This is a genomic window from Hydrogenophaga sp. Root209 (genome assembly GCF_001428625.1).
Taxonomy (GTDB): Bacteria; Pseudomonadota; Gammaproteobacteria; order Burkholderiales; family Burkholderiaceae_C; genus Hydrogenophaga.
Genome location: NZ_LMIE01000033.1, coordinates 219,955 through 246,788, shown reverse-complemented (window position 1 = coordinate 246,788; position 26,834 = coordinate 219,955). Strand labels below are relative to the sequence as shown.

General features: G+C 61.8%; 28 protein-coding genes. 11 read left to right on the top strand and 17 right to left on the bottom strand.

The genetic code is table 11. The features are described 5' to 3' along the window. The first annotated feature begins 34 nt into the window (after positions 1-34). The 6 genes from lspA (at position 35) to ASE11_RS24025 (ending at position 4,667) form a co-directional block, all read left to right on the top strand. On the top strand, positions 35-496 hold the full coding sequence (lspA, locus tag ASE11_RS24055) for a signal peptidase II (protein WP_235501446.1): 462 nt from the start codon (positions 35-37) through the stop codon (positions 494-496). Further along, a complete protein-coding gene (locus ASE11_RS24050) occupies positions 493-909 on the top strand; it encodes a disulfide bond formation protein B (RefSeq protein WP_056277980.1) in 417 nt (138 codons plus the stop codon). The genes lspA and ASE11_RS24050 overlap by 4 nt, the downstream gene beginning before the upstream one ends. Continuing rightward, on the top strand, positions 906-1,562 hold the full coding sequence (locus ASE11_RS24045) for a DsbA family protein (RefSeq protein ID WP_056277977.1): 657 nt from the start codon (positions 906-908) through the stop codon (positions 1,560-1,562). Before ASE11_RS24050 ends, ASE11_RS24045 begins: the two co-directional genes overlap by 4 nt. Continuing rightward, positions 1,559-2,185, top strand: coding sequence for an SCO family protein (locus ASE11_RS24040; protein ID WP_056277974.1), 627 nt, complete (start codon positions 1,559-1,561; stop codon positions 2,183-2,185). Before ASE11_RS24045 ends, ASE11_RS24040 begins: the two co-directional genes overlap by 4 nt. A 68-nt stretch (positions 2,186-2,253) precedes the next feature. Then, positions 2,254-3,453 carry a L,D-transpeptidase family protein gene (locus ASE11_RS25620; protein WP_156406477.1) on the top strand — a complete coding sequence of 400 codons (1,200 nt, stop codon included), beginning with the start codon at positions 2,254-2,256 and terminating at the stop codon, positions 3,451-3,453. 263 nt (positions 3,454-3,716) lie between these two features. Continuing rightward, positions 3,717-4,667, top strand: a complete 951-nt coding sequence (locus ASE11_RS24025) for an arsenic resistance protein (RefSeq protein WP_056277966.1) — start codon at positions 3,717-3,719, stop codon at positions 4,665-4,667. A 198-nt stretch (positions 4,668-4,865) separates the two neighbouring features. Here ASE11_RS24025 and ccmI read toward each other — a convergent pair whose 3' ends face one another. From ccmI to ASE11_RS23975, 10 genes are all read right to left on the bottom strand, one after another. Continuing rightward, the gene (gene ccmI / locus ASE11_RS24020; RefSeq protein ID WP_056277962.1) at positions 4,866-6,122 is read right to left on the bottom strand and encodes a c-type cytochrome biogenesis protein CcmI; all 1,257 of its coding nucleotides are present in this window, start codon (positions 6,120-6,122) and stop codon (positions 4,866-4,868) included. Beyond that, a complete protein-coding gene (locus ASE11_RS24015; protein WP_082585997.1) occupies positions 6,119-6,607 on the bottom strand; it encodes a cytochrome c-type biogenesis protein CcmH in 489 nt (162 codons plus the stop codon). Before ASE11_RS24015 ends, ccmI begins: the two co-directional genes overlap by 4 nt. A 4-nt stretch (positions 6,608-6,611) precedes the next feature. Beyond that, positions 6,612-7,136 carry a DsbE family thiol:disulfide interchange protein gene (locus tag ASE11_RS24010; protein WP_056277959.1) on the bottom strand — a complete coding sequence of 175 codons (525 nt, stop codon included), beginning with the start codon at positions 7,134-7,136 and terminating at the stop codon, positions 6,612-6,614. After that, complete coding sequence (locus ASE11_RS24005; RefSeq protein ID WP_056277956.1) at positions 7,133-9,145, bottom strand: heme lyase CcmF/NrfE family subunit; 2,013 nt, start codon at positions 9,143-9,145, stop codon at positions 7,133-7,135. Before ASE11_RS24005 ends, ASE11_RS24010 begins: the two co-directional genes overlap by 4 nt. Next, positions 9,142-9,621, bottom strand: coding sequence for a cytochrome c maturation protein CcmE (gene ccmE, locus ASE11_RS24000; protein ID WP_056278127.1), 480 nt, complete (start codon positions 9,619-9,621; stop codon positions 9,142-9,144). Before ccmE ends, ASE11_RS24005 begins: the two co-directional genes overlap by 4 nt. Before the next feature lie 8 nt (positions 9,622-9,629). Next, complete coding sequence (gene ccmD / locus ASE11_RS23995; protein ID WP_056277953.1) at positions 9,630-9,809, bottom strand: heme exporter protein CcmD; 180 nt, start codon at positions 9,807-9,809, stop codon at positions 9,630-9,632. Next, positions 9,806-10,546: a heme ABC transporter permease CcmC gene (gene ccmC, locus ASE11_RS23990; RefSeq protein ID WP_056277949.1), complete on the bottom strand. Its 741-nt coding sequence runs from the start codon at positions 10,544-10,546 to the stop codon at positions 9,806-9,808. The genes ccmD and ccmC overlap by 4 nt, the downstream gene beginning before the upstream one ends. A 4-nt stretch (positions 10,547-10,550) precedes the next feature. Continuing rightward, entirely contained in the window at positions 10,551-11,216 is a 666-nt protein-coding gene (gene ccmB, locus ASE11_RS23985; protein WP_056278124.1) for a heme exporter protein CcmB, read from the bottom strand. A gap of 50 nt (positions 11,217-11,266) precedes the next feature. Continuing rightward, positions 11,267-11,890, bottom strand: a complete 624-nt coding sequence (gene ccmA, locus ASE11_RS23980) for a cytochrome c biogenesis heme-transporting ATPase CcmA (RefSeq protein WP_056277945.1) — start codon at positions 11,888-11,890, stop codon at positions 11,267-11,269. 109 nt (positions 11,891-11,999) lie between these two features. Beyond that, positions 12,000-14,345 (bottom strand): heavy metal translocating P-type ATPase, encoded by a 2,346-nt coding sequence (locus ASE11_RS23975; protein WP_414842482.1) that lies wholly within the window; start codon positions 14,343-14,345, stop codon positions 12,000-12,002. A 283-nt stretch (positions 14,346-14,628) separates the two neighbouring features. Here ASE11_RS23975 and ASE11_RS23970 point away from each other — a divergent pair, with 283 nt between their 5' ends. Then, on the top strand, positions 14,629-15,297 hold the full coding sequence (locus ASE11_RS23970; RefSeq protein WP_056277939.1) for a DsbA family protein: 669 nt from the start codon (positions 14,629-14,631) through the stop codon (positions 15,295-15,297). 333 nt (positions 15,298-15,630) lie between these two features. On the opposite strand, the gene ASE11_RS23965 is transcribed toward ASE11_RS23970, so the two are convergent. Next, on the bottom strand, positions 15,631-16,902 hold the full coding sequence (locus ASE11_RS23965; protein WP_056277936.1) for a Shedu immune nuclease family protein: 1,272 nt from the start codon (positions 16,900-16,902) through the stop codon (positions 15,631-15,633). Between the two features lie 324 nt (positions 16,903-17,226). On the opposite strand from ASE11_RS23965, the gene ASE11_RS23960 reads away from it, so the two are divergent. Both ASE11_RS23960 and ASE11_RS23955 read left to right on the top strand, forming a co-directional pair. Further along, the gene (locus tag ASE11_RS23960) at positions 17,227-18,828 is read left to right on the top strand and encodes an ATP-dependent nuclease (protein WP_056277935.1); all 1,602 of its coding nucleotides are present in this window, start codon (positions 17,227-17,229) and stop codon (positions 18,826-18,828) included. Beyond that, the gene (locus ASE11_RS23955) at positions 18,821-19,915 is read left to right on the top strand and encodes a UvrD-helicase domain-containing protein (protein WP_056277932.1); all 1,095 of its coding nucleotides are present in this window, start codon (positions 18,821-18,823) and stop codon (positions 19,913-19,915) included. The genes ASE11_RS23960 and ASE11_RS23955 overlap by 8 nt, the downstream gene beginning before the upstream one ends. A 295-nt stretch (positions 19,916-20,210) precedes the next feature. Here the strand turns inward: ASE11_RS23955 and ASE11_RS25615 are convergent, their stop codons facing one another. The 3 genes from ASE11_RS25615 to ASE11_RS23940 all read right to left on the bottom strand — a co-directional run bounded on the left by ASE11_RS25615 (position 20,211) and on the right by ASE11_RS23940 (position 22,020). After that, a complete protein-coding gene (locus ASE11_RS25615; protein ID WP_162258087.1) occupies positions 20,211-20,918 on the bottom strand; it encodes a helix-turn-helix transcriptional regulator in 708 nt (235 codons plus the stop codon). A 49-nt stretch (positions 20,919-20,967) separates the two neighbouring features. Continuing rightward, a complete protein-coding gene (locus tag ASE11_RS26190) occupies positions 20,968-21,204 on the bottom strand; it encodes a hypothetical protein (RefSeq protein WP_056277926.1) in 237 nt (78 codons plus the stop codon). A 402-nt stretch (positions 21,205-21,606) separates the two neighbouring features. Next, the gene (locus ASE11_RS23940) at positions 21,607-22,020 is read right to left on the bottom strand and encodes an ACT domain-containing protein (RefSeq protein ID WP_056277923.1); all 414 of its coding nucleotides are present in this window, start codon (positions 22,018-22,020) and stop codon (positions 21,607-21,609) included. 267 nt (positions 22,021-22,287) lie between these two features. On the opposite strand from ASE11_RS23940, the gene ASE11_RS23935 reads away from it, so the two are divergent. Then, complete coding sequence (locus ASE11_RS23935) at positions 22,288-23,232, top strand: fatty acid desaturase family protein (RefSeq protein ID WP_056277922.1); 945 nt, start codon at positions 22,288-22,290, stop codon at positions 23,230-23,232. Then, positions 23,229-24,506: a hypothetical protein gene (locus ASE11_RS23930; protein WP_235501445.1), complete on the top strand. Its 1,278-nt coding sequence runs from the start codon at positions 23,229-23,231 to the stop codon at positions 24,504-24,506. Before ASE11_RS23935 ends, ASE11_RS23930 begins: the two co-directional genes overlap by 4 nt. Here the strand turns inward: ASE11_RS23930 and ASE11_RS23925 are convergent. From ASE11_RS23925 to ASE11_RS25610, 3 genes are all read right to left on the bottom strand, one after another. After that, the gene (locus ASE11_RS23925) at positions 24,432-25,442 is read right to left on the bottom strand and encodes an HTH-type transcriptional regulator ArgP (protein WP_082586004.1); all 1,011 of its coding nucleotides are present in this window, start codon (positions 25,440-25,442) and stop codon (positions 24,432-24,434) included. The two genes, ASE11_RS23930 and ASE11_RS23925, sit on opposite strands and share 75 nt — an antisense overlap. 545 nt (positions 25,443-25,987) lie before the next feature. Then, on the bottom strand, positions 25,988-26,362 hold the full coding sequence (locus ASE11_RS26055) for a hypothetical protein (RefSeq protein WP_156406476.1): 375 nt from the start codon (positions 26,360-26,362) through the stop codon (positions 25,988-25,990). A 25-nt stretch (positions 26,363-26,387) separates the two neighbouring features. After that, complete coding sequence (locus ASE11_RS25610) at positions 26,388-26,552, bottom strand: AlpA family phage regulatory protein (protein WP_082585995.1); 165 nt, start codon at positions 26,550-26,552, stop codon at positions 26,388-26,390. Positions 26,553-26,834 lie beyond the last annotated feature (282 nt).

Here is a 26,834-nt window from a genome sequence, read left to right as displayed (position 1 = left end):
TCGATGGACGTGGCTTGCTGCCGTCGCGGTGCTTTTGTTTCTTGATCAAATCAGTAAATCGTATTTCTCAACCACCCTCGAACTCGGTGAAGCCATCAAGGTGACCGAGTGGTTCAACTTTGTGCATGTGCTCAACACCGGCGCGGCCTTCTCGTTGCTGGCCGATGCGGGTGGCTGGCAACGCTGGTTCTTCATCGGCGTGACAGCGCTGGTAGTGGGGGTGGTCTCTGTGGTGTGCATGGCCCGGCAGGCCGAGCCGCTGGATCGGTGGGTGGGCGCTTTTGTGGTGGGCGGGGGAGGCGGCAACCTCGTGGACCGCGTCCAGATCGGTGCCGTGGTGGACTTCCTTGACTTTCACTGGCGCAGCATCCACTGGCCAGCTTTCAATCTGGCCGATATCTTCATCGTGTGCTCCATGCTTGTGTGGTGCTTCGCATCACTGAAATCGCCGCCGCGCCAATCGCCCCGCAGGACGCCCGAGGAGCTGCCTTCATGAAGCGTGGCTGGTTCTGGATCATGGCCGCCTGGGTCTTTGCCCTGGTGTCCACACTCGGTGCGTTGTTCATTGGCGAAGTCATGGGAATGACGCCTTGCCTGCTGTGCTGGTACCAACGCATCTTCATGTTCCCGTTGGCGATCATCCTGGGCATGGCCGCCTTCGCCGAAGACAGACGGGGTGCCGTCTATGCGCTGCCGCTGGCGTTGGGGGGAGCAGCCATGGCCGGTTACCACTCCGCACTGATCGCCGGGTGGGTGCCGAAGTGGTGGGTGCCCTGCGGCACCGGCCCCTCATGCAGCGAACAGAGTTTGGAAATTTTGGGCGGCATCCAGATTCCCTGGATGTCGCTCGCGGCCTTCATTGCCATCGTCATCCTGCTTTTTGTATACCTGAGAAAGACCCGTTCATGAACGCCAAAAGATTCACCGTCATCGGCCTGGTGGCCGTCGTTGCCCTGTTCTTCTATCTGGGCATGAACGCTTATCAAAAACGCGTGCAGACCGCGCAGGAAGTACAGGTAAAGGCCGAGCAGACCCGTCTCGTGCGCATGCACTCGCCGGTCTTTGGCCCACAAGGTGCACCTGTCACCATCGTGGAGTTCTTTGACCCCGCTTGCGAGACTTGCCGCGCGTTTTATCCCATCGTCAAGAACCTGATGGCTCAGTACCCGACCGACGTGCGACTGGTGATCCGATATGCACCTTTCCACCAGGGCTCAGACCAGGTAGTCAAGCTGCTGGAGTCCGCCAAATCCCAGGGCAAGTACCAGACGGTGCTGGAGGCCGTGCTTGCCGCGCAACCTTCCTGGGCCGATCATGGTCAGCCCAACATCGAGACGGCATTCAAGGTGGCGGAGCAGGCCGGACTGGACCTCGTCAAGGCGCGCCAGGACATCGAGAAGCCCGGCATGCAGTCTTTGTTGCAACAGGACATTGAAGACCTGACGGCGCTGCAAGTCACCAAGACGCCCACCTTCTTTGTGAATGGTCGAAGCCTGCCGAGTTTTGGACCTGAGCAGTTGGCCGCTCTGGTGGCGGAAGAGGTTGCCAAGGCGAAGAAATGAAGTCCATGACACCGACTCTTCCCTTCAACCGACGCAAGGCTCTGGCGCTGGGTGCCTTGTGGCTCGCCGCGGGCGGCATGCTTGCTGGTTGCTCGCCTGAGACACCCACGTTCAAGAGCACGGATATCACCGGAGCCGCTTTTGCACAAGACCTGAAACTGACCGACCACACCGGCCAGGTGAGGACCCTGGCAGATTTCCGCGGCAAGGCGGTGGTGGTGTTTTTCGGCTTCACGCAGTGCCCGGATGTGTGTCCTACGTCCATGACCACCTTGGCCGAGGTCAAGCGTCTCATGGGTGATCGAGGCAACCAGTTGCAGGTCCTCTTCATCACGGTGGACCCTGAGCGAGATACGTTGCCCCTGCTCAAGGAGTACATGACCAACTTCGATCCGACCTTCCTGGCTCTGCGCCCCGACCCAGCTGAACTCAAGGCGGTGGCAGACAGTTTCAAGATCTACTACCGCAAAGTCGACGGACCCACACCGACCTCCTACACGATGGATCATTCGGCGGGCAAGTATGTGTTCGACAACGAAGGCCGGGTGCGTCTCTTCTCCGCGTATGGCACCGACGCCGCCACGATTGCAGCGGACATCAACACGCTGCTCTCCAGCCCGTGACTTCCGGATCGCTCACAACTCGGCGAGCGCTGCTCGTCAGAGCCGCGTTGACAGGTGCGCCGCTTGTATTGCAGTCCGGACAGGCCCGCGCCCAGCTCACAAAGGGCGCGGTGACCAATGGTGCTGGGACGGCGGCTGGAGCTGCGCTTGCAGGCTCACCGCGTTCGTCTCCAGAAGCGCGCCTGATCGAAATCTACCGGGCCATCGCATCGGGAGACCGGAATGCCTTGCCTCTGGCTGCATCGCTCGTGCGCGATGTTCCTCGATTTCAGTTGGGGCAGCTTGTTTACGGAGACCTGTTGCTTACGCGCAGTGGATATTTGACAGGCTTTGCAGCGGTGCCCGATGGGTCGCCTGCGGCTCGCGAGCAGCTGCAGAAGTTGCGCGACGAAGCCAACAGGCGTCTCAGGTCACTCAGAGAAATGCCACCGCCCGGCACAGTACCTGAACAGGTATTGGAGCTCTCTCGCAACGTTCGTCATGTCGTGGTCGTTGATGCCAGCCACTCACGGGTCTATGTCTTCGAGCATCAGCCCACCGGACTGCAGCCGATCCGCAGCTTTTATGCATCCATTGGACGAGCAGGTTTCGACAAACAAGAGGAAGGTGACTTGCGCACGCCACTGGGCGTCTATCACATCACCAGCCGACTGGATGACAAACAGCTCGAAGAGCTGTACGGGATTGGCGCTCTGCCGCTGAACTATCCGAACGTACACGATCGCCGATTGGGTCGAACGGGGAGTGGCATCTGGCTGCATGGCGTTCCCCGGGAGTCCTACGCCCGCAGCCCGTATGCCACCGAAGGATGTGTGGCTTTGGCCAATGAAGACATGGCCTATCTGATGCGTTTGCTGGAGCCGCGCCGCACGCCAGTGGTCATTGCCGACGAGGTGAAATGGGTCAAGCCCGACACCCTCTCTGTCGACAAAAGAGAGTTCCGTGATTTGCTCTCCAAGTGGGCAGAGGCCCGATCCCAGGGCAACCAGGCGCTGCTTCAGACCATGTATTCCACGGCCTTAGAGACAGGTGATGAACCACTGGAGAGAGCAGGAAAAATTCAGGCCCCGGCCCGTCTTGCAGTGCCACAGAGACTGCAGATCGATCTCGAAGATGTGTCGATCTTCCGCTGGACGCGCGGCGCTGAGGTCACGGTAGTCAACTACTCTGAAGTTCCAGCCGGTGAAACGCGTTGGACGTCGAAGCGCCAGTATTGGACCAAAGAGAACGGGCGCTGGTTGTTGTTCTTTGATGGCAAAGTCGGCTGATCGGTTCTTCGTGCAAACGGAGCCGCCACAAACCTTACCTTGGTTCGTACCCGCATCCACCGGCGAACTCAGAAGCATTGTGGAACTGGAGCGCCAGTGCTGCCCCTTCTGACCTTTGACCTGAAGGCGGAGCAAGGCGCCATCGAACGCGCAACCACTGCTCCGACGGTGGACCTATGGTCTCATTGCGATACTACGGCCTGCCGCGCAGGCTCCCACTCGGCAGCGGCACATTGCTTTGCCTGACCCGAGAACCACAGACTATGCAAAACACAAGAGATGCGCTGGAACGGCATCAGATTTCGATCTACTTTGTGGCGGTTGTGATCGCCACGGTTGTGGCCCTAGCCATTCGAAGCACCGCAGTGCTTGAAGGAGCCATCAATCCAGCCCTTGCGCTGATGCTGTACGTCACGTTCCTGCAGGTCCCGGTCGCGGAACTCAGGCACGCGTTTGGTCAGGTGCGGTTTCTTTCTGCGCTGCTGGTCGCCAACTTCGTGGTCATTCCACTGCTGGTCGCTGGGTTGATCCAGTTACTGCCAGCTGATCCCATGCTCAGGTTGGGTGTGCTGTTGGTCCTGCTCACGCCGTGCATTGACTATGTGGTCACGTTCGCCCACCTCGGCCGCGCGGACGCGCGCCTGCTGCTGGCGGCGACACCTGCCTTGCTCATCACTCAGATGATTCTGTTGCCTGGATACCTGGGTCTGTTCCTAGGCGAAGATGCGGCCCGGTTGTTCAAGGCGGGACCTTTCATACATGCATTCCTGTGGTTGATCGCGGTGCCATTGGTGCTTGCGGCATTGACCCAACTGTGGGCTGCCAGGAGCGAGCAAGGAGCCCGTGCTTCGGCTTTTCTGGGCCTGCTACCAGTCCCAGCAACAGCCATGGTGCTCTTCATCGTGGTCGCAGCGATGGTGCCGCAGCTTGGCCCGGCAGCGGGCTCCGCCTTGCGCGTGGTGCCGATCTACATAGCATTTGCTGTCCTAGCGCCCCTGCTTGGCTGGTTGATGGGGCGCGTGTTTGGACTGAAGGCGACGGCCGGACGTGCCGTCGCCTTCAGTTCCGGCACCCGCAACTCACTGGTCGTCCTGCCACTTGCGCTCTCGGTGCCAGGAGCAATACCCATTCTGCCGGCCGTCATCGTCACGCAGACACTGGTGGAACTCTTGAGTGAGCTGGCGTACGTTCGCTTGATTCAAAAATTGAGGTGACAAGAAGGGGACGTAACGCGTGCACCTGCGGCTTGTGAAGTGTTGGCTCGTTGCCAGTCGCCGTACCCACGAGGGCCAGTGACAGCCAATCCGGTCTCAAAGCATCGGCACGAAGTCCTGCGGTTCGGGGTGGCAGCCCGACACCATGGTGCGGCTCATCGTTGAGCGCTTCGACGCGCGCGCCTGACCCGCGCCGTTTCAGGGCACGACTCTGTCGATCTTGATCTGCAGTTGCGCGCTGTTGCTCGGCACCGGGCCGCTGCTGCCTTGCAGGTCGCCGCTTTGGGGCATGGCCTGCCCAGTGCGGCTGATGCGCGCCTCCACCACCACCTGCTCGTGCATGGAGATGCGAAGCTCCGGCGCCATGGCCTGGCTGTCGTCAAGCGCAAATGGCAAGGGGCCAGCGGTCGCCGCCACCCGCATCACGGCCAGCGGCATGCGCGGGCCTTCCACCGGTCGCGCGAACACGAACAAGGTGTCACCCGGCGCCAGCTTCGCTTGCAGTTCGGGTGCGATGGTGATCTGCCCGCGCACACCGGGGTGGTTGGTGGCGGCCCGTGGCGGATCGGCCGGTGCTGCGGCCAGGCGCGCGGCACCGCCGGGCTGAGACGCGATGCCCGCGCGCGCAGCTTCCAGGCTGCTCTCCAGCCCCTGGGCAAACGGACTGCCCGGCGCGGCCCGCTCGCGGGCGCGCTCCCAGAACGCTTGTGCTGCCACAAAGTCCTTGCGGCCATAGGCCGAGCTACCAGCCAGCGCCAGCGCCTTGGGGTGACCAGGGTCGATCTCCAGGGCCCGGTTGACCAGACGCATGGCTTCGCCCGCGGCGCTCTGGCCTTGCAAGAGCGACAGCAGATCGGCCCGGTCGGCCAGCAGGTTGGGGTTGTCGGGGGTGAGTTCGAGCGCGCGCTGGTAGGCCTTGTCGGCGTCGGCAAACCGCTGGCGGCTGGCGTGCGCGCGTGCCAGCATTTCCCAGGCGGGCGCGTCCACCGCCTGGCCGGGTGGCTTGCTCTCTAGTTGCTGGGTCATCTGGCGCACCATGGCGTCCAGCTCCTCGTTCGACACCTCGCCTTGTGCCTTGGCCAGCTCGGCCTCATAGCGCACCGCATCGGGTTCACCCAGCCATGCGTACAGGCCCACGGCCAACGCGGGCACGACGAGCAACAACGCGAACGAGGCCGCGCTGCGCGGCGACGCTGCTGCGCTGCGCTCGGCCGAGGCCGACTCCTGCAGCACCCGGCGGGCCAGTTCGGTCTGCGCCTGCGTGTGCTCGTCGGGCGAGAGCAGGCCGGCGGCCAGTTCGGCGTCCAGCTGGGTGCGCTGCTCGCGCAGCAGGGCCAGGTTGGTGGGTGATGCGCGCTGGCGCTCCGGCGTGGCGGACGGACGCCTCAGCGCCGACATCAGCGGCCACAGCGCCAGAACGGTCAGAGCCAGCGCGAGTGCGATGAACAGGGTCATGTAGGGTCTCCGGCATCGTCGAGCAGGCGCTGGGCGCGCTGCAGTTCTGCCGGGGTCAGCGGCGCGGGCTCAACCAACGGATCGCGCCGGCGGATGTGCATCACCAACACGATGGCGCCCAGCAACAGCAGCACAAACGGCCCACTCCACAGCAACACGGTGCTGAGTTGCAGCGGCGGTCGGTAGAGCACGAAATCGCCATAGCGCTGCGACATGAATTCGAGAATCTGCGGCTGGGTGCGGCCCTGCGTGAGCTGCTCGCGGATCTGCTGGCGCAAGTCTTTGGCCAGATCGGCCTGCGAGGCGGCAATGGTTTCGTTCTGGCACACCAAGCAGCGCAGCTCTTCGGCGATCTTGAGCACACGCGCTTCGAGCGCCGGGTCGGCCGACAGCGGCGCGGCCTTCGATTCGGTGGGTGCCTGCGCGGCCACGCCGCCCGGCCCCAGGGCCCAGCACAGCATCATGGTCAGCAGCACAACACGCATGGGCTCAGGTACCGAGTTGGTTCATCAGCGGCAGCAGCTTGTCGCGCACCACCTCGGGCGTGACCGGCCCGGTGAATTTGAGGCGGATCACACCCTGTTTGTCGATCACATAGGTCTCGGGCACACCATAGACACCGAAGTCCAGACCGACGCGGCCGTCAGCGTCGAACAGCGTGGTCTTGTACGGGTTGCCGTGTTTGCCGAGCCAGGCCAGCGCCAGGTGGCGTTGGTCCTTGTAGTTCAAACCGATCAAGGGCACGGCGCTGGTTTTCGCCAGGTCCATGAGCACCGGGTGTTCTTGCTGGCAGGCCACGCACCACGAGGCCCACACGTTGAGCAGCCACACCTGACCTCGCAGGTCTTCGGGGGCCACCAGTGTGTCGGGCGCGGCGAGTGTGGGGAGGCGGAAGGCCGGCACGGGTTTGTTGATCAAGGGAGACGGCACATCGCGCGGGTTGAGCTGCAGGCCCATGCCCAGAAAACCCAGCATCACCACAAAGATGGCCAGCGGCCACAGGTAACGCTTCATGGACGCGCGCTCCGCGCCGTCATCACCGGGCGCGCAGCCCCCGCACCACCCGCCACCGGCGCGGGTGCCACGGCAGCGGCCTTGCGAACGCGGTAGCGCCGATCCATCACGGCCATCAGTCCGCCCAGCGCCATCAACAAGCAACCGCCCCAGATCCAGTTGACCATGGGCTTGTGGTGCAGGCGCACGCTCCAGGCGGTTTCGCTCACCGGCTCGCCCAGTGCCACGTACACATCGCGCATCACGCCGCGGTCGATGGCCACCTCGGTCATCGCCGTGCGGCTCACGGTGTAGATGCGACGCTCGGGGTTCAGCACCGCGACCAGCTCGCCGTCCTGGCTCACGGTGAGCGTGGCGCGGGCCGAGGTGTAGTTGGGTCCCTGCACCATCTCCATCTTGTCGAGCCGGATGCTGTGGCCGCCCACCTCGGCGGTCTGGCCCACCTCCATGCGCACGTCGTTCTCGGTCTGGAAGCTGCTGACCACCGTGACGCCGGCGATGAACACCGCCACGCCGAAGTGCGCCAGCAGCATGCCGAAGTAGCTGCCCGGCTGGGCGCGAAACGCGACCCATGCAGAGGCAGGGTGCGCGCGCAAGCGTTGCACCAGATTGAGCACCGACGTGCTCGCGACCCACACCGCGAGCAGCAGGCCCAGGCCGGTGAGCGGGGTCCAGCGCTGCAGCACCAGCGGTGCGATCACCGCGCTGGCCACGCTCACGCCGGCAGCCCAGCGCAGCTGATGCGCAAGATCTCCTGCCGACGCATGGCGCCAGCGCGCCAGCGGCCCCACGCCCATGAGGAACAGGGCGGGCGCGATGAGCGGCACGAACACCGCGTTGAAATACGGCGGGCCGACCGACAGCTTGCCCATGCCGAGTGCGTCGATCACCAGCGGGTACAGCGTGCCCAGCAGCACCGCGGCCGCGGCCACCACCAGCAGCACGTTGTTGGCCAGCAGCAGGCTCTCGCGCGAAAGCATTTCAAACGCGCCGCCGCCGCCCACCTTCGGTCCGCGCCAGGCAAACAGCGTGAGCGAGCCGCCCACCACGATGGTGAAGAACACCAGGATGAACAGGCCGCGCGCCGGGTCGGTGGCGAACGCGTGTACCGAGCTCAGCACGCCCGAGCGCACGATGAATGTGCCCAGCAGCGACAGCGAGAACGCGAGGATCGCCAGCAGCGCCGTCCAGAGCTTGAAGCCGCCGCGTTTCTCGGTAACCGAGAGCGAATGGATCAGCGCCGTGCCCACCAGCCAGGGCATGAAGGACGCGTTTTCCACCGGATCCCAGAACCACCAGCCACCCCAGCCGAGTTCGTAGTAAGCCCAGAAGCTGCCCAGTGCAATGCCCACGGTGAGGAAGCACCAGGCCATGGTGGTCCAGGGGCGCGACCAGTGCGCCCAGGCCGCGTCCACCCGGCCGGCCAGCAGCGCAGACACGGCAAACGCAAAGGCGACCACAAAGCCCACGTAACCCATGTAGAGCATGGGCGGGTGGATGGCCATGCCCAGGTCTTGCAGCAGGGGGTTGAGGTCGCGGCCGTCCAGCGGCACCGGGTACAGCCGCTCGAACGGATTGGAGGTGAGCAGGGTGAACATCAGGAAGCCCACGCTGATGAGGCCCATGACACCGAGCACGCGGGCGCGCATGGGCTCGTCGAGCTGGTCGGAGAACACGGCCACGGCCAGCGTCCAGCCGGCCAGGATCAGGCTCCACAGCAGGATCGAGCCTTCGTGGTTGCCCCACACCGCGGTGATGCGGTAGATCAGCGGCGAGCTGGTGTGCGAGTTTTCGGCGGCCAGCAGCACCGAGAAGTCGCTGGTGACAAAGGCATGCATGAGGCAGCCGAAGGACACCAGCAGCAGCACGAACTGCGCAAACGCGGCGGGCCGGGCGAGCGCCATCCATTGACGGCGCCCCTGGTGCGCACCCACCAGCGGAAACACGCTCTGCACCAGCGCCATGACCAACGCTAGTACGGCGGCGAAATGACCGAGTTCGGGAATCATGGTTGGGCTCCTGCTGGCATCACCAGCGTCGTCTGACCGGGCATGGCTTTCGCGTCGCGCGCCTTGTTCAGGGCTTCGGCCGCTTCGGGTGCCATGTAGTTCTCGTCGTGCTTGGCCAGCACCTGATCGGCGCGAAACACACCGTCCGTGCCCAGCTTGCCCTGCGCCACCACGCCCTTGCCTTCCTGGAACAGGTCGGGCAGCAGGCCGGTGTAGGTGACCGGGATGCTTTTGGCCGTGTCGGTCACCATGAAGCGGATGGTCAGGCCCTGGGGTTCACGTACCACGCTGCCCTGCTCCACCAGGCCACCGACGCGAAACGCGCGTTCGCGCGGTGCTTCGTTGGCCATCACCTGCGTGGGGCTGAAGAAGAACACGAGGTTGCTGTTGAAGGCGTTGAGCACCAGCGCGGTGGCCGCAGCCAATGTGGCCAGGCCCACGGCAAGGGCCACCAGGCGGCGGTTGCGGGGTTTCATGCGGTTGCTCATGCGGTGTGCTCCTCGGTAGCGCGCTCATCACCCGCTTCCTGTGCCAGCAAACGTCGGCGAAACCGGATGACCATCAGCTCGGCCACCACCACCGCCGCACACATGCCCAGCGACCCCCACACGTACAGGCCGTAGCCGCCCATCTCCAGAAAATCGCCGAAGCTGATCCAGTTCATGCGGCCCCCAATGCCTGTCGCGCCCACACGGTGTGGCGTTCGCGCTCCAGCATGATCAAACGTACCCGTGCCAGCGCCACGGCGATGCAATACATCCAGCAGGCCAGCGCCATCACGAGCATGCCCATGAGCATGGGCGTGGCCATGCTCGGCGCCTTGGTGATGCTGACCGATGCGCCCTGGTGCAGCGTGTTCCACCACTGCACCGAGAAATAGATGATGGGCAGGTTGACCACGCCCACGATGGCCAGCAGGCCGGCGGCGCGGTCGGCACGGCGCGTGTCGTCGATGGCGCTGTGCAGTGCCATGAAGCCGATGTAGAGAAACAGCAGCACCAGTTCGGAGGTGAGCCGCGCGTCCCACACCCACCAGGTGCCCCAGGTGGGCTTGCCCCAGAGCGCGCCGGTCCACAGCGCAAGAAAGGTCATGAGCGCGCCGGTGGGCGCCAGCGCCGTGGCCATCATGGACGAGAGGCGCGAGTTGAACACCAGGCCGATGGCGGCCCAGGTGGCCATGGCGAGGTACACCACCATCGACATCCAGGCCGTGGGCACGTGCACAAAGATGATGCGGTAGGCCTCGCCCTGCTGCGCGTCGGTCGGCGCCACCCAGAGGCCGAGGTAGAGGCCCACGGCGGTGAGCACCACGGCCAGCGCGCCGAACCACGGCACCAGCTTGCCCGCCAGCGGGTAGAAGCGCTGGGGTGCCGCGTAATGGAACCAGTTGATTGAACTCATGGGCTCACTCCATCGAGATGCGCAAGGCGGCGCTGGTCACCAGCGGCGCGGCAAACAGGCTCAGCAGCAGCAAGGCACCGAGCAGCGAAAAATGCCCGCCCACACCCAGCCCGGCGGTGTGCGCCTCCACCGCGCCTGCGCCAAAGATCAGCACCGGGATCACCAGCGGCAGCGTGAGCAGCGACATCAGCACCCCGCCGCCGCGCAGGCCCAACGTGAGCGCCGCACCGATCGCACCCACCAGGCTGAGCACCGGCGAGCCGATCAGCAGCGTAAGCAGCAGCACGCCGGTGGCCGAGCCCGAAAGATCGAACTGCAACGCCAGCAGCGGTGACACCAGCACCAGCAGCAGCACCGAGCCGCACCAGTGCGCCGCGATCTTGCCGAGCACGAGCATGGGCAACGGGTGGGTGGACAGCAGCAGTTGCTCCAGAGTTCCATCCTGCAAATCATCGGCAAACAGGCGCGCCAGTGGCAGCGTGCAGGCCAGGAGTGCTGCCACCCACACCACGCCCGGCGCCATGGTGCGCAGCAGCGCTGGTTCGGGCCCAACACCCAGCGGAAACAGGCTCACCACCATCACGAAAAACACCACGGCGGCCAGCGAGTCGGTGCGCCGGCGCAGGGCGATGCGCAGGTCGCGCTGGAAGACGCAGCGAAAGCCTTCCAGCCAGCCTTGCGGCGCGGCGGAGTCGGGTGCATGGGTCGCCACGTGGGTGTTCACAGGCTGAGCACCTGGTGCGGCGTGTCGTCGAGCGCCACGCCCTGGTGGCTGGTGAGCACCACCGAGCCGCCGCGCAGCAGTTGCGCGCGGATCAGGCCTTCGAGCCAGGCGGTGGCGGCGGTGTCCAGCGCATTGAAAGGTTCGTCCAGCACCCACAGCGCCGACGAGCGCGCCAGCACCAGGCGCGCCAGTCCGCAGCGGCGGCGCTGGCCTTGCGAGAGGCGGCGCGCGGGCGTGCGCTCGAAGCCGCGCAGGCCGGCATCGGACAGGGCCTGCAGAGCGCCTGCCCGTTGGGCGGTCTGTCCCCCGAGGGTGCAGGCGGTGAGCAGGTTGTCCAGCGGTGACAGATCGTCCTTGAGCGCGGCGGCGTGGCCCAGGTACACCAGATCGCGGCCCCACTGTTCGCGCTGCGCTGCGAGTGGCTGCCCACGCCACAGCACCCGACCCTCGGTGGGAGTGAGCAAGCCACACATCAAGCGCAACAGGCTGGTCTTGCCGGCGCCGTTGGCACCCGCCACCCGCAACAGCTGACCGGCGGGCAACTGCAGGTTCAGGCCGCTGAACAGGGTGCGCCCGCCACGGACACAGGCCACTTGGCTCAAAGTCAGAGCCGCGTTCATGCACAAACCTCGGGTCGGGACGTCGTGTGCTTCACTGGCGTGTCTAGAAATTCGTATGTGAACTCGCTGTGACACACACGGCGCCAGACGTTTTGTGGTGCAAGCATGTTCAGCGATGGTTCAGCGCTGTACTGGGTGCCGCAGGTTCGACTTGGCCCGTTTTGACGCGGCGAAGAAGACGCAAGCCGTTTGCGACCACGAGCAGACTCGCTCCCATGTCCGCGAAAACCGCCATCCACATCGTTGCACTGCCTGCCACGGCCAGCACGAAGAACACTGCCTTGATGGCCAGAGCGAGGCTGATGTTCTGCCACAGAATCGCGTGCGTCCTGCGGCTCAGCTCGATGGTTTCGGCGATCCGGCCCAGGTTGTCGTTCATGATGACGATGTCGGCTGCCTCCATGGCCGTGTCCGTGCCCGCTCCACCCATCGCGAAGCCGATGTCCGCCTGCGCCAGCGCCGGCGCGTCGTTGATCCCGTCGCCCGCCATAGCAGTGGGGCCGTAGCGCTTGCGCATGTCCTGGATGGCAGTCAGCTTGTCCTCGGGCAGGAGACCGCCACGGGCATCGGCAATGTTCGCCTCCTGGGCCACTGCTTGCGCGGTCGCCGTGTTGTCGCCTGTGAGCATGACTGGGGTGACACCCAGTTGCTTCAGATGCGCAACCGCCGCCACGGAGGTGAGCTTGATCGTGTCGGCCACGGCGAACAAGCCCAAGACTCCAGTGTCGTCCGCCAGAAGGGTGACAGTACGACCTTGCGTTTCATGGGCGATCAACTCGGCATCCAGTTGGGCATCGGACTGGTTGCGTTCCCGGATGAGGCGGTGGTTGCCCAGAACCATGGCCTTGCCGTCGACCATGCCCTCGACGCCGCGCCCTAGCAATGCTGCGAATCGATCAACATCCTCTGCCGCGCCATCGATACCCGCCGCAATGGCCTTGGACACGGGGTGGTCGGAGCGAGCGGCGAGGCTCTTGGCCCAACGCTGCACCCGGGCTTCTTCAGCTTGCCCCCACGCCCTGGACGCCACCAGTTTCGGCTTGCCTTCGGTCAGGGTTCCAGTCTTGTCCACCGCCACGGCCTTGATGTGGCGGGCATCTTCCAGGTAGGTGCCTCCCTTGATGAGAATGCCTCGGCGCGCCGCGGCTGCGAGGCCGCTCACCACGGTGACAGGAGTCGAAATCACCAACGCGCAAGGACATGCAATCACCAGCAGCACGAGCGCCTTGTATATCGCTGTCAGCCAAGCCCAGTCGAGCAGCAACGGCGGTACCACAGCGACGCCCAAGGCCATGACAAAGACGGCAGGCGTGTAAATGGCCGCGAAGCGATCCACGAAACGCTGGGTAGGCGCCCGGGTGCCTTGCGCTTCCTCCACCGCGTGGATGATGCGGGCCAGGGTGGAGTTGCTCGACGCCGCAGTCACGCGGAATTCGAGTTCACCGTTTTCATTGATCGTGCCTGCGAAGACCGAACTGCCTGGCTCTTTGTCTACAGGAATGCTCTCGCCCGTGACAGGGGCTTGGTTGATGCTGCTGTTGCCTTTGGTGACGATGCCGTCAAACGCGACCCGCTCGCCTGGTTTGACCCGTGCAACGGAGTCAAGCGCCACCTCGGTCGCCTTGATGCGGCGCCAGCTCCCGTCAGGCTGCTGGATTTCGGCATCATCGGGCGCGAGATCAACCAGGCCCTTGATGGCGTTGCGTGCACGATCGACCGCGCGTTGCTCGATGAGCTCCGCGATGGCATAAAGGGCCATCACCATGGCTGCTTCAGGCCACTGGCCAATGACGAATGCGCCCGTGACGGCAACCGACATGAGGGCATTGATGTTGAGCTTGCCGTGTCGAAGTGCGATCAGGCCTTTGGCATAGGTTTCCAGACCTGCCAACCCGATGGCGAGGGTAGCGACCGCCATGCCCACCGCTTTCCAGGCCATGGTTTCGGGGGCGAAGAAGGAGATGCCTTCTGCAACCATGGCAAACATAAGTGCAGCAGCGAACCGTGCGTAGCTGGTGCCAGTGCCCGATGCGTGGTCGTGCGAACCATGGTCCGTGGCCTCAGGGCCCGCTGAAGCCGTCACGGCTTCGGGCGCGAAGCCCGCTCGGCGGATGGCGATCAACGCGGCGGTGACCGCTTCATCGGTCCCGTCGATACGCAGTGTCCGTTGAGGAAGGCGGAAGTGCAGACCGCGAATTCCAGGGATGGGCTCCACTGCGCTGCGAATTTCCGACTCTTCGACCGTGCAGTCCATCGTCGAAATGCGAAAGGTGTTCGGCGCTGCCGATTCAACGCTCCCAGAATCAGGATGAGCGTGAGCCGCAGGCGCGCAACAAGAGGCGCTGTCGGTGGGGTCCGATCGGGCTACTGCGACATGATCAGTCCCGCAACACGCTCCGTTGTCGTGTTGCGCGGTTGGCATCGGCGCTTTTTCGTGTTGGTGTTGGTTGGCCATAGATCTTTGCTAGAGGCCAGGATTTCACACCCTGTACCAACTACAGTGTCAAGCTCTTTGTGAGGTACTCGCTCAAACTGGCGGGTGTATTCGCGATGGAGATTGACGCTGCTGGCCCTGAAAACCCTTGCGGACCGGGCAGATCGAAGGTCTGACGGCTTTCAACGCAGCAGGCACTATTCATCTCGCCCATCGACAGCAAAGTTGCCATCTGGTGCAGGGGATGGGAACTTGGGCTACCGCCGTTTGTCTCCAAGAACTCCCATCGCTTCGAGGATTCCACATGACCCGACGCCACATCGTTTTTTTATCGGCGCTGATCGCCCTTGCGGTGTTTGCAGCCGCTGTCTTTCTCTATCAGCGCCATACCCTGCAGGCTGCCGCGTTGCAGGCTTCAGAGCAAGCCGGTGCGATGGTGCGACCACACTCGCCAGTCATAGGTCCCGTGAACGCGCCAGTTACCATCGTCGAGTTCTTCGACCCTGCATGCGAAGCCTGCAAAGCTTTTCATCCCCGAGTCAAGCAGATCCTTGCTGCGTTTCCGCGTGAGACGCGCCTGGTGATTCGGTACACGCCATTTCACCGGGAAGCGTCTGTGGAGGCGGTGAAGATTCTTGAAGCGGCACGCGCGCAGGGAAAGTTCGAACCCATGCTCGAAGCCTTGCTGGTTGGGCAACGGGCGTGGACCGGCCAGGGTGCGAAAGCCGCTGATCGCGCATGGGCCCTTGCACAGTCTGCCGGACTCGACGTAGACCAAGCAAGGAAGCATATCGCCTCTGGTGCGGTGGATACGTTGCTGGCGCAGGACGTTTCGGATCTGAAGGCTATCGGGGTTCGAGCCACACCGACCTTCTTCGTCAACGGGAAGCCGCTGTCTTCTACCGATCCGGAACAGCTCTTCGAGCTGGTCAAGGGCGAGGTAGAGCACGTTCGAAAATCTCCGAGACCGTGATGTAAATGTTGACGAGTCTCAGACCGCTGTCGCCTCAACCTCAACTCTAAGGTCAGCAACGCCTCCAAAACCTGCCGCTCGACACGATTGAAAGCTTGCGCCCGCATGGCAGCAATGGAGCCTAGACCGATGGGACACAGCGATTTCTTTGCGGGTATCTATCGCTGCAAATCAGGCCTCGGTCCTCAATACCTGTTCAAGACTGGTTGTAGTCGGTCGTGCCAAGCTCTGCCAGCGACTGCTGACCTCGACGCCGGTCATACGGGTCGGCGAGGACCAGCGTGAATGCTCGTGTAACACCCATTGGCGCGTGCGCGTCGTGTCGAAGGCGGACTATCCGGCCGTCGGAGACGCTGGTGACACCCTGAGAGCCGGTCCGTTGCGCAACTGATCGAGCACCGCTTGAACCCGCGCCAGTAGGTCATCGTAGGTGACTATGTCGACGATGCCTTTGGAATCGCGACGTAGAACTTCGAACTCGCGCCGCTGCGCATCGGACAGCGTGTTGCTGCGCCCCATGATCACAATGCCCGAGGGGTTGATGATCCGGATCTTGAAGCCCGCTGGCAGGTCGGTGCTCAACAGCTGGGTCAAGTAGTCCTCTCCAGCCGGCCCCCAACGGCTCAGATGCCTCAGGTAATGAGTGACTTGACCCATCGCACCGACCAAGTCGCGCATCGGTAGGTGGTGGTCGCGATAGCGCACCGGCAGCATGATGGGCTTGCCCATCGGCTTCTTGATCTCGATGACGTCGACGTTGCCGGATGCATCGACCAAGAGTATGTCGATGCGCCGCCAGGTGGAGGCGTCGGCGTCCCAAAGCCTGACCTCGGTGAAAGCCTTGATGTACCTGGGGTTCAGCAGCAGGATGATCTCCACGATCTCCAACTGCCACTGCGCCTCGGAAGTCCCGGTCTCGTTGGCCAGCATGGCCTGCAGCCGCTCCAGAGCGAAGGCGTATTTGACAACGTCGAACTGGCGAAAGGGGGCTTCTAGGTTTGGCGCGGTTGCCGTGGTGCGCCTGTCGACATAAGCATTTAGAAGCGCTTCGGCGTCGATTGCCGGCGCGGTGTACTGACGAACCACAGTGCCGACACGCGCCTGGACATAGCGACGCAGCTCGTATGGCGTCGGGAGCTGGTCCAGCAACCGCTCGTATTCGGGGATCGGGATTGCGTCCGGATCCGAGCCGCCGATAACGATGCGCTCAAGGCCGAGGCTTTGGACGATGCTGAGGATGGACACCTTGCGTTCGGCGCTGAACCATTTCCAGTTGGGCCGCGCGTCCCGATGGAGCAAGACCGGCGTCTCAAAACCAAGGACCTGGGGCTTGAATCGGAAGTACTCGCCTTCTGCCGCCGCGATGGAGAACACCAATCTATCGTCGTCAATCCACAGGACGCTCTCCTCATCCCCGGCAGCATTGGCCGCTTCTTCGGCTGCGTCCTCCACAAGGTCCTTGGACGTGAGGTGGAACGTGCCTTTTACCAGCAGATCTTCGTCGCGTTCGAACCTATCGCGAACCCAACTGGTGTCATCGCGTGGGCGGTAGATGAGAAAGAGCTCTTTGTCGGAGACTTCGAATTCGACGGCAAGTTTGGTCATGCTCAATTCTGGACGAGGCGATTTTCATCGCGGCCAAGGACTTCGATGTCGTCGCAGTCAGCTGGGGCGCCGCCTGTCAACGGCGGATGCGTTCAATGGGGTCGGGTAGGTCCTCGTGACGCTTCAGCGCTGATTTCAAAGACGAAGCTTTGTTGCATGCTTCACTCGCTTTGGCGAACCTCGGAAGCGTACAGCTGCAGCAAGGTTGCGCAAACGCCCGTCTTGTTCTTGCCGTAGCGTTCAAGTTCCCTGCCAAGCTTAACGCTGACGGATGACGTGCAGCACAATCCCAGGACGCACCACGTTTGAGTGCAGGGAGGCTCCGTGATCAAGAAAATTCGAATTCGCGGCTATCGCATCCATCGCGATTTGACGATCTACCCAAATCCAAAACTGAACCTCATAGTCGGAGGCAATGAATCTGGGAAGTCCACGCTCATAGAGGCCATCGTGCTAGCCCTTACCGGGCGAGTAAATGGGCGAAGCGCCACCGAGGAACTCAATCCCTACTGGTTCAACGGGGACGATGTTGCCGACTTCATCGTCAAGCGAGCGGCCGGTGAACTGATGCGACTGCCAGAGATTGACATCGAGATCTTCCTGGACAATGTCCCGGAGCTGCAGGAGCTCTGCGGGGCCCACAATTCCAACTTGCCCACGGAGGCATGTCCGGGAGTGCGGATCCGCTGCTTTCCAAATCCCGACTATCTGGCTGAACTCCAGGCATGGGCGACTGCGCCAACGCCGCTTCTTCCAGTCGAGTACTACTGCGTCGAATGGTCGACCTTCGCGGATGTGCGATTGACCATGAGGCCGCGGGCGCTAACGACTGCAGTGATCGACGCGCGCACCGTGCGCAGCTCTGGCGGCGTTGACTATCACCTGCGGCAGATCCTGGGCAGCCAGCTCGAACCGCAGGAGCGGGCCAGCATCTCCCTTCAATACCGTCAGGCCAAGGCGGCGCTGTCGGACTCGGCCTTTAAGACGGTCAATCAGCGCATTGGGCAGCTTCACGCCGCACTGCATGCCCAGCCCATCGCGCTTGCGATGGATCAGACGGCGCGGACCTCTTGGGAGGAGTCGGTGGCTCCTCATGTGGCCGGCGTCCCATTCACAATGTCCGGGCAAGGGCAACAGTCAGCGATCAAGATCGCGCTTGCCATGAACCGGCATGCGGGTCATGCCAAGTACGTCACCATTGAAGAGCCTGAAAACCATCTGAGCCACACGAGCCTGGCGACGCTGCTGGACAGGATGGGAAGCCTGGCCAGCGATGACCAGCAGCTCTTCATTACGACTCATAGTTCAAGCGTGCTCAACCGACTCGGTATTCAAGCCCTACAGTTCCTCGGATCAACCAGCCCCGTCAAACTTGATGAGTTGAGCACCGGGACCGTGGGCTATTTCAAGAAGCTGCCGGGCTTCGACACGCTCCGACTGGTGCTGGCCGACAAGATTGTCTTGGTCGAAGGTCCGTCGGACGAGATCATCTTCGAGCGGGTTTTCTCCGACCTGTTTGGCAAGCGTCCAATGGCGTGCGGCATCGACGTCGTGAGCATGAGGGGGCTGTCGCTAGCTCGTGGCCTAGAACTGTGCCATCGACTGGGTAAGAAGGTTGCGGCGACGCGTGACAACGACGGCATCGACCCGGCCGAGCTCCGAAAGCCGTTAGCGCAGTGGCTAGTCGCCGGCCAGCGGGAGGTGTTCATCGGTGAAGTCGCCCATGGCCACACGTTGGAGCCGCAGCTCATCCATCATTGCGGCGAGGTGCAGTTGCGCACCATCCTAGGAATTACCGACGCGGCGAACCTCGAAACCTGGATGACCCGTGAGAAAACGGAAGCCGCGCTGCGTATTGCGAGCTCCTCTGAGGCGGTCACGGCGCCTGCCTACATGCTGCAGGCTGCAAAGTTCATACATGGCTAAGCGGGTCACGCTGGCGGTAGCTGGGTCACGCAAGACCCAGGGCATCGTCGAGCACTGTGCAGGCCTGCCGGCGGCGCGGCGAGTCCTTGCGGTGACTTACACCCAGAAGAATCAACAGGAACTACAGGACCGCCTAGCGCGGCACGCCGGCGACCACCTGAACATCGAGGTGCTCGGCTGGTTCACGTTCCTCCTGCGGCATTTCGCCAAGCCCTTCCTCCCCTTCATGTTCCCAGGCGAGAAAGTCCGGGGCTTCAACTTCGAAGGCATACCGTACCGCATGGCCAAGGGAAAGGCGCGTTTCCTCGACAAGGAAGGTGCCGTCTACCGGTCAGAGCTCGGTCGCCTTGCTTTCGAACTGATCACTGCCAGCAAGGGCGCGCTCATCCGCAGGTTGGAGGGCATCTACGACGAGATCCTGATCGACGAGGTGCAGGACTTGAGCGCCTACGACTGGGACATCCTTGATGCGCTGCTGAGTTCCAGCATCGAAATGTGGATGGTTGGCGACATCCGCCAGGCCGTTCTCGCGACAAATGGGCGCAGTTCCAAGAACAAGAAGTACGCCTACGCGGATGCTATCAACTGGTTCAGAACCCGCGAGAAAAAGGGCGTCGTCGCGATCAGTGAAAGCACCATCACCTGGCGATGCCATCCTCAGATCGCGGCGTTCTCGGACCGGCTCTTCGAACCGTCGTGGGGCTTCCCGGGTACCGTTTCGAAGAACGAGACGGTGACGGGCCATGACGGCGTGTTCCTGATCCGCAGCGAGCACGTGGCGGCCTATGTGTCGGCATACAGCCCGCAGAGCCTCCGCCACTCAGCCGCTTCCGCCAAAAGCCTGAACCTAGACTTCATGAACTTTAAGGTGGCCAAGGGAGCTAACTTTGCGCGTGTGCTGATCGCTCCGACATCCCCGATCACCGATTTCATCCGAAGCGGTGGCGGCATGGAACCACTAACAGCGTCTAGCTTCTACGTCGCAGTGACGCGGGCCGAGCAAAGCGTTGCCATCGTGCTCGACGATCCGGGCGATTCGGAACTTCCGTACTGGACGCCGTCTGTGAGTACGCGATACCGCCCGTGATTGCCGGCCAGGGCAGCAATCTTGACACCCGCGCGTTGCTTGCGGTCGCCGGGACGAAAGTCAGCTTAGTGGCAGTCAGCGGTAAATCGTCCGCTGGCCGCCACCGGCAACAACCGCTGCACCGCGGCTGTTTGCGAATTGGGCCTCTCGGGCTGCTTAAAGTCGCCAGTCGCCCGCCGCCAGTCAGCCAGTGAATTTGACTGTTCAAGTTCAGTCTGAACCGTCGCGATAGGGGATGTAAGGGAATGGCTGATGATGGCGAACGCCGGCATTTCAACGACGCTTGATTGGTTACCTACAAAAGCCCGTACAGACGGGCAATCCTGGCGGCAGTGCGTCTGTCCGGCGCGTCCAGCTTGGCGTTGACCCTCTGGAAGCGGCAGTCGATGGTCTTGGCCTCCAGGTGCAGTGCGGCTCCAATGGCCTTGCTGCTGTGGCCGGCCGCTTCGTACCGTAGCAGTTCCAGGTCTGCTTCATTGAGGCCCGATCCGGCAAGCAACTCCTGACGCATGACTTTCACGACCCAATGATGCAGTTCCATCGCAAGGGCACGCGCCAGGACACGCGCTTGTGAAAAGCTTTCGCCCTCGAAGCAGGCCGTGTTTCTGGAGCCCAGGCAGAGGACTCCAACCCGCGACAGTCCGACTTGACTCGGGGCCGGTGCAACCAGCGCGGATGCGAAACCATGCGCCGCTGCAGCAAGGGAAAACGCTTCCTCCTCCTTCGATACGGTAATTAGGTCGCTGGAACGAGTGGGCTCGGCTTCATGCGATGCGTATCTCAACCACGGGTCATTCTCAAACCAGCGTTGGCCTGCGTAGGCTGCAGTCCACTCAGGGTCGCACGCCCAAAGCGTGTGCAGGGATGTTCGGGACGCGTCATCTCGAAGGCAGCTCAGAAAAACCCCGGACTCAGCACCAAGGCAACTCACGGCCTCTCGGAACAGAGAAATCACTTCGCCTGTCGGACCCAAATCTGCAATCCTGGAAAGGATTTCCAGCAAGCGGGTGTGTTCGACGACCACCCGATGTGGAGAGATCGAATCACCGGAGTCAGCGGATGTGAGCAAGTGCCGCATGGCCTTCGCGAACCAATTTGTTGAACAACAGGCCGTCTTCAAAGCGCAGTGGCTCGCATCCACACCAGCGGTCGAAACTCTCCGCATCGGGAAACACCATAGCCTGCACCAGACACACACCATGAATCTGTCGTTGAGTTCGCTCCATCAGCAGACCAAAAGTGGTCGATCGCAGCAAGAACGTGACCTTGTCATCGTGGGAGGCCAGCAACGATATCCCCGGCTCCGTGCCACACCTTCTTTGGCGAGCAGGTAGGGTCGAAGTTGTTACGCGTTGCCTCTGTAGCGCCGCTCGTTTCGTCCCCAGCGGTCGCGCCGGTTTATCGATCGGATCGAGACGGCGCTTGGCCACTGGCCGCTCTAGGGTCGAATGCGGTGGCGTTGTTGCCGTGGGTAGCTCAAAGCCGTTCATCGTCGCTCCCTCGGATCGGGTTGACCTAAAGGCCGCGCGGTGTGCTGTCATCGCGCGATCCACGCTTTACCCTCAGACGACTGAGGGAAGGGAAGGGTAGACAAGCGCGGCGCGTACTGTCAAAGGAAATCAGGCTGGGGTGGCCAAATCTGCACGCTGTGCAGCAGAGCTAAACAGCGAGCGAAGCGCGGGCAAGGCAGATCAGATGGCTGCTTGGGCGTCGCGTTGGCTGAGTGCTTCCAGCAAGCTGAGTGCCTCTCTGGCGCGGTCCACTGGGATGAAGAGATGATCGTGATGAAAGGCTGCAACTGCGTTGCATGGAATGCCGGCTCTGGCCAGGTTGGCGGAGACCATGGCCAAAAATCCAATAGCCTCCAGAGACGAGTGCACGGTAAGCGTGATGAGACGGGCTTCGAAGATGTGAGGCACTTCTGCTCTCAAGGCCTGTGACCGTTCCACGATGGCGGTCATGCCTTCTACTTCCCTGAACGTGCAGATGGGGTGGATGCCCGCCGGAATCCGAAAGTCGGGGAAGGTGCAATACACGAACGTCTCTGGTCGCAGCTCGGGGGCCATCATCTGCTGCAGTCGACCTTGATCCTTTTCACCGCTCATCAGGAGTCCTCCAGAACTGGCGCACCGAATGCGAATCGCGGCGTTGATTATGTGCCGCCAGAGGGCGTTCAGTTTGTGCACATGTGCTCACCTTTGACGGTGATCGGGCTGGTTTAGCGGAATTGACCGAGCGCCAAAGTTCCTAAACTCTGCAGCATTTTTGGTATCACCTGCTACCGTCTGACGCAGCCCGGAACACACACCCGCAGTCCACAGTTCTTGCCGCCGGGCTCCGCACGGCAAGGCGCAGTGAGAAGGAGTGTCCAAATGGCACCGACTTCCGAAGTCCTTGCGGACATGGCCGAGCTTCGCAACCAGTTGAAGTTGAGAGGCCTTCCGTACAGCGAGCTGTTCAAGTTGCAGCCTGTGCATGCATTGTTGGACATCGCATTCGACTGGGCACTCATCTTCAGCGCAGTCGCTGCCGCCGTGTGGCTCCATGTCGGATGGGCACCCTTGTCCGTGCTGGTGATTTCGAACCGGCAGCGCGCTCTAGGCAACATCCTCCACGATGCGGGGCATCGAAACCTTTGGCGCGACAAGAAGCGGAACGACTTGATCGCGCGAACGCTGGTGGCCCCATTTCTGTTTTCGAGTCTCACCCGGTACCGCGAGACGCATTTCCAGCATCACCTTGAGCTGGGGCGAGTGGACGGCGATCCGGACTTGCTTCCCGGGCAAGATGGCTTGCCGTCGCATTGGATGACCAGCTACCTGAGATGTCTGGTTTGTTGGTCAACATGGATGGGCTCTTTGGGCGGTCACTTGTTTGCTGGCAAGGTTGGTCTGCAGAGCAAGCTCTACATCGTGGGCTGGTGGCTCTGTTTCATCGGTGCCATAGCAGGCTTGCTCGGGGTGGAATTTGCGTTTGGCTTCCTGTCGCTGTGGTTGATCGCACGTGCAACTCTGTTTCATTGCATCACCACCTTTCGGGAGATGTGCGATCACTTTGGCTTGCATCCAGGCGGAGTGTTTGGATTCACCCGGGACGTGGTTTGTCATGGCCCGTGGCGCTGGATCTTTCATCCGCGCAACAACGGCTACCACCTCACCCACCACCTGCTGCCTGCTGTTCCTTACTACCGGCTTCCAGAAGCTCACGATCTATTGCTCGGTCTGCCATCGTTCAACGAGCGATCCCACGTTTGCCGTTCCTATTTCACGATGCCGACAGCGGTCACGTCTGCCTGGCAGAGCGAGGCAGTGACGTGATCGACAGAGTATTGAGCAGCGTCCAGCTTGCTGCGCTGTTGGTGTCGGCCAGCTACGGTATTGGCTTCCTGTTCGGATCAGGCGAACTGGCACTGACGCACGGGATCGCTGGCAGCATCTATGGCGTTGCCACCGGATTTGGCATGCTGATCTTGGCGGTGGTGGCTAGGCCACTGTGGACATCTGGCCTTTCGGTGTGGGATCTGTTTGGGCGAGCCTACGGATCACAGCTTCGCGGGTTGGTAGCTATGCTGTCTTTGGTCTGGATGGCGGGCGTGCTTGCTGCCCAGATTCATGGTGGCGTGGCTGTGGCGCGATTGCTGGAAGTCTCCGATCCGTACGGACTGCTCCTGGTCTTGGGTCTGATCTTCTCCGCCTCACGCCTGAACGTTCGCGTTGCTTCAAGCGTCTTCGCCGCCTGTCTGCTTGCAAGCGGGCTGGTTCTGATCTATGCCCTCTTAGTGGCTGGCGGAGTCGGGCTGTACTTGCGCGCCGTGCCGACGTTTCTCGAAGACCTGCACACGTTCAGTCCGACACATTTGGGCACTGTGTCACTGGCTGTTTGCCTGCTGGTCATCACAGGCGCCGATTACCATCAGTTCGTGATGTCCGGTCGAAGTGCCAGAAGCGCTGTTGTAGGCTGCATCGTCGCTGGCGTTGTGCTTTTTGTGATCGGCTTTCTACCCGCCACCGTCGTGGTGGCCATGCAGGCCACGGGGGCACTTGCCGAACTGCCAGACAGCAAGCAGGTCATACCGTGGGCCCTTTCCAAGGCCGCAGGGTCACTTGCAAATGGCATGGGGGCCGGCATGCTGGTGGCGCTGTCTATCGCGGCACTCGGATCTGGCGCTGCCGTTTTGCGGGCGATGGCTTCTGCAACGAGTGCGACACTGCCGGTGAGGTGGGGCAGTCATCGCTGGGTGGCTCCTGGCTTTTCTCTATTGATCGGTGCCATCCTGGCATCGCGAGACCAGGGCATTGTGGAGACCATGGTGTCGGTCAACATCATTTACCTCGCCAGTATCGGCGTTTGCTTTGTTGCGCTATTGGCGAACATCTCGCTGCCACCCCATCACGCCAGAGCTGCCATGCTTGCAGGCTTAGGGGTATCAGTGGGTGTCTACTTGGCCAACTGGACAGGGATGCTGGGGCCGGGGTCGCAGGCAGATGCTGTTTCCCTGTTGGCTGGAGTGGCCGCTTCAGCCGGTGTTGCAGTCGGCTTTGGCCTTGTTGCTGGCCATCGCAGAAATAGTGTTTCGAAGACGTACCAATGAGACCGCAGGCGCTGGCGCTTCCACCTGTTGTTCCGCCGCGTCGCGTGGTACGAGGATGCGGTGAGCAACCTTGACGATCAGCGCTGTGATGTCGTGAGCCAGAGGCGGTTCGAGTTCCCAGTGATGCCAGTACAAGTCCACCATGACGCCGTCGCCGGGGCACAAGTCGATGAGCTTCCCACTCTCCACGAATGGCACGGCTTGCGTGCTCGGTATTAGCCCATATCCGGCACCCATGGCAATACCCTCCAATAAGGCAACTGGCGACGGCAAGTAGTGCTTGGCGTACCTGTCTATCGGAAAACCAAACCGGTCTTTCAGGAAGTCGTCGTGCAGAGAGTCTTTTCGATTGAACAGCACGGCTGGTGCGGCAAGAACAGCAGGAACAGTCAAGCCGTCGGGACACGACTTGCTGGCGAATTCAGGTGTCGCGTAGCAGCGGTATTCCATCGCGCCAAGGCATTCAGCAATGAAACCGTCAGCGGCCTTGGAGTTTGTCGAAATACAACCGATGACTTCACCTCGTGACAGCAGCTGCGAGGTGTGGTCTTGATCATCCGCAACCACTTCTAGGGCAACGAGCTGACTCAAAAAAAGCTCCTTCAAGACTTCTGGAAACCAGGTCGCCAGCGAATCTGCATTGACCGCGATTGACAGCGGAACAGGAGCGTGAAGTTTGGGCCTTGGGACCAGTTGCTGCAAGGCCGAGCCTTCGAGGATGCGCAGCGCCTTGACGTGACGGAGCAGTACCTCGCCCGCAGGGGTAGGGGAGACAGGTCGATCTCGAAGTACCAGGACGGTAGACAAAGATTCTTCCAGTGCTTTGATGCGTTGGGAGACGGCGCCCCTTGTGATGCTCAAAACAGCTGCTGCTCGCTCAAAGCTTTGCTGCTCAATCACCACCGCAAAGGTTTCTAATTGATCGCGATCCAGCATAGACATCTCCCGATGTGCTGGCTGACTGTGTGGTCAGCCTCCCTCCCTCAATTTAGTAGTGCAAACGAGAAAAATGTCGATGGTTTTGGCGTTGCGAACGAGCTTCAATGGTTACAAGCGGTATATGGAGGCTGGCTTCCAAAGCCGTCCTTTTGTGCCCGCTTTCAATTCATAAGCTCGAATGAATCATAGAGCCCTTGATGTTGAGGAATGTCAATGAATTGCCTGACCCTAGCGGTTCAAGTTCGACATGCGCGTACGCGTGATTGCTGTTCAGCATCGAACAAGAATTACACATGGTTGCCATGGGAATCGAATCATTTGAAGTGACGTGGCACCATTGGAAGGACAGCAATTGGAGGCACTTTATGTGGCTGCTTGTAGCTCGCGAACCCCGGCAAGATGCCCCTCGTTGGAGGGGAAGGAAGTGGCTTGCCGCTTTTGATGCCGTCATTTGGCCAATGGTCGGCATTCTGCTGATCCACACGGCACTCGTGCCCTTGGGCATCGTTGGCCCTGTTGCGATTGCGGTGGCGCTTGGAATGTCAGGTGTTCGACTGCATCGCGCTATCTGGGTCAACCACCGCTACTGGTTCACCATCTGGCGATGGGGCCGCGTTGCGCTCATTCTGATCCTGCTGGGGGCCGTTCTGAAGTGGCTCTAACTTGCGCTGGAAGAGGCGAGTGACACAGATGCCGAAAAGCTCAGGGTCGTGCAAACATTCAACGGTGTTGCGCCAGACCTTCCGGCGCCATGGTCGAGGTTGTGCCCAGGGGAAGGCATAGCGGGTGCGGTAGAAACCGGAGGCATCTCGGCCAATCACGATCATGAGCATGTCCGCGCGCTTAGCATCTGCATCGTGGATGACCAGATCGCCGTGACTCCACTGCGTGACATTCGGCTGGTGTAACAGTCCCATTTCGCCGCTCCCGAAACAACGGCACTCAGTGAGCGACAACGGGACGGTTTTCGCTCCAAGCGTCAATGTCTGTGCTTCGCCAGGCCACAGCACGTGAAGTCAGGCGCACAGGACTCGGGAATTTCTGGCAAGCGACCAGTCGGTAGATCGTCGAACGGCCAAGACCCGTGATCTTCATGACTGAGTGCATTCGCAAGAACACGGTTGGAGGCTGGTTTTGTCCGTTTGAAGGCGAGTTGGTGTGTAGGTTTTGCACGGCGCGTTCCCGGTAGCAGCAATGCTCTCAATGTAGGGACATGGCGCGCGTTTCAAGCGCTGGATTTACCTTCGAATCGTGCTGTCTCCCAGTCCGGTAATCATTGGGCCACTGATACAGCGTTGGTGCAAATCTGAAAGATCTTGATCCATAGCCAACCAGCTATGAGCATCGCCTTTTCGGCCATCGGCCTTTCTCCCGATGATGTCCAAGGTT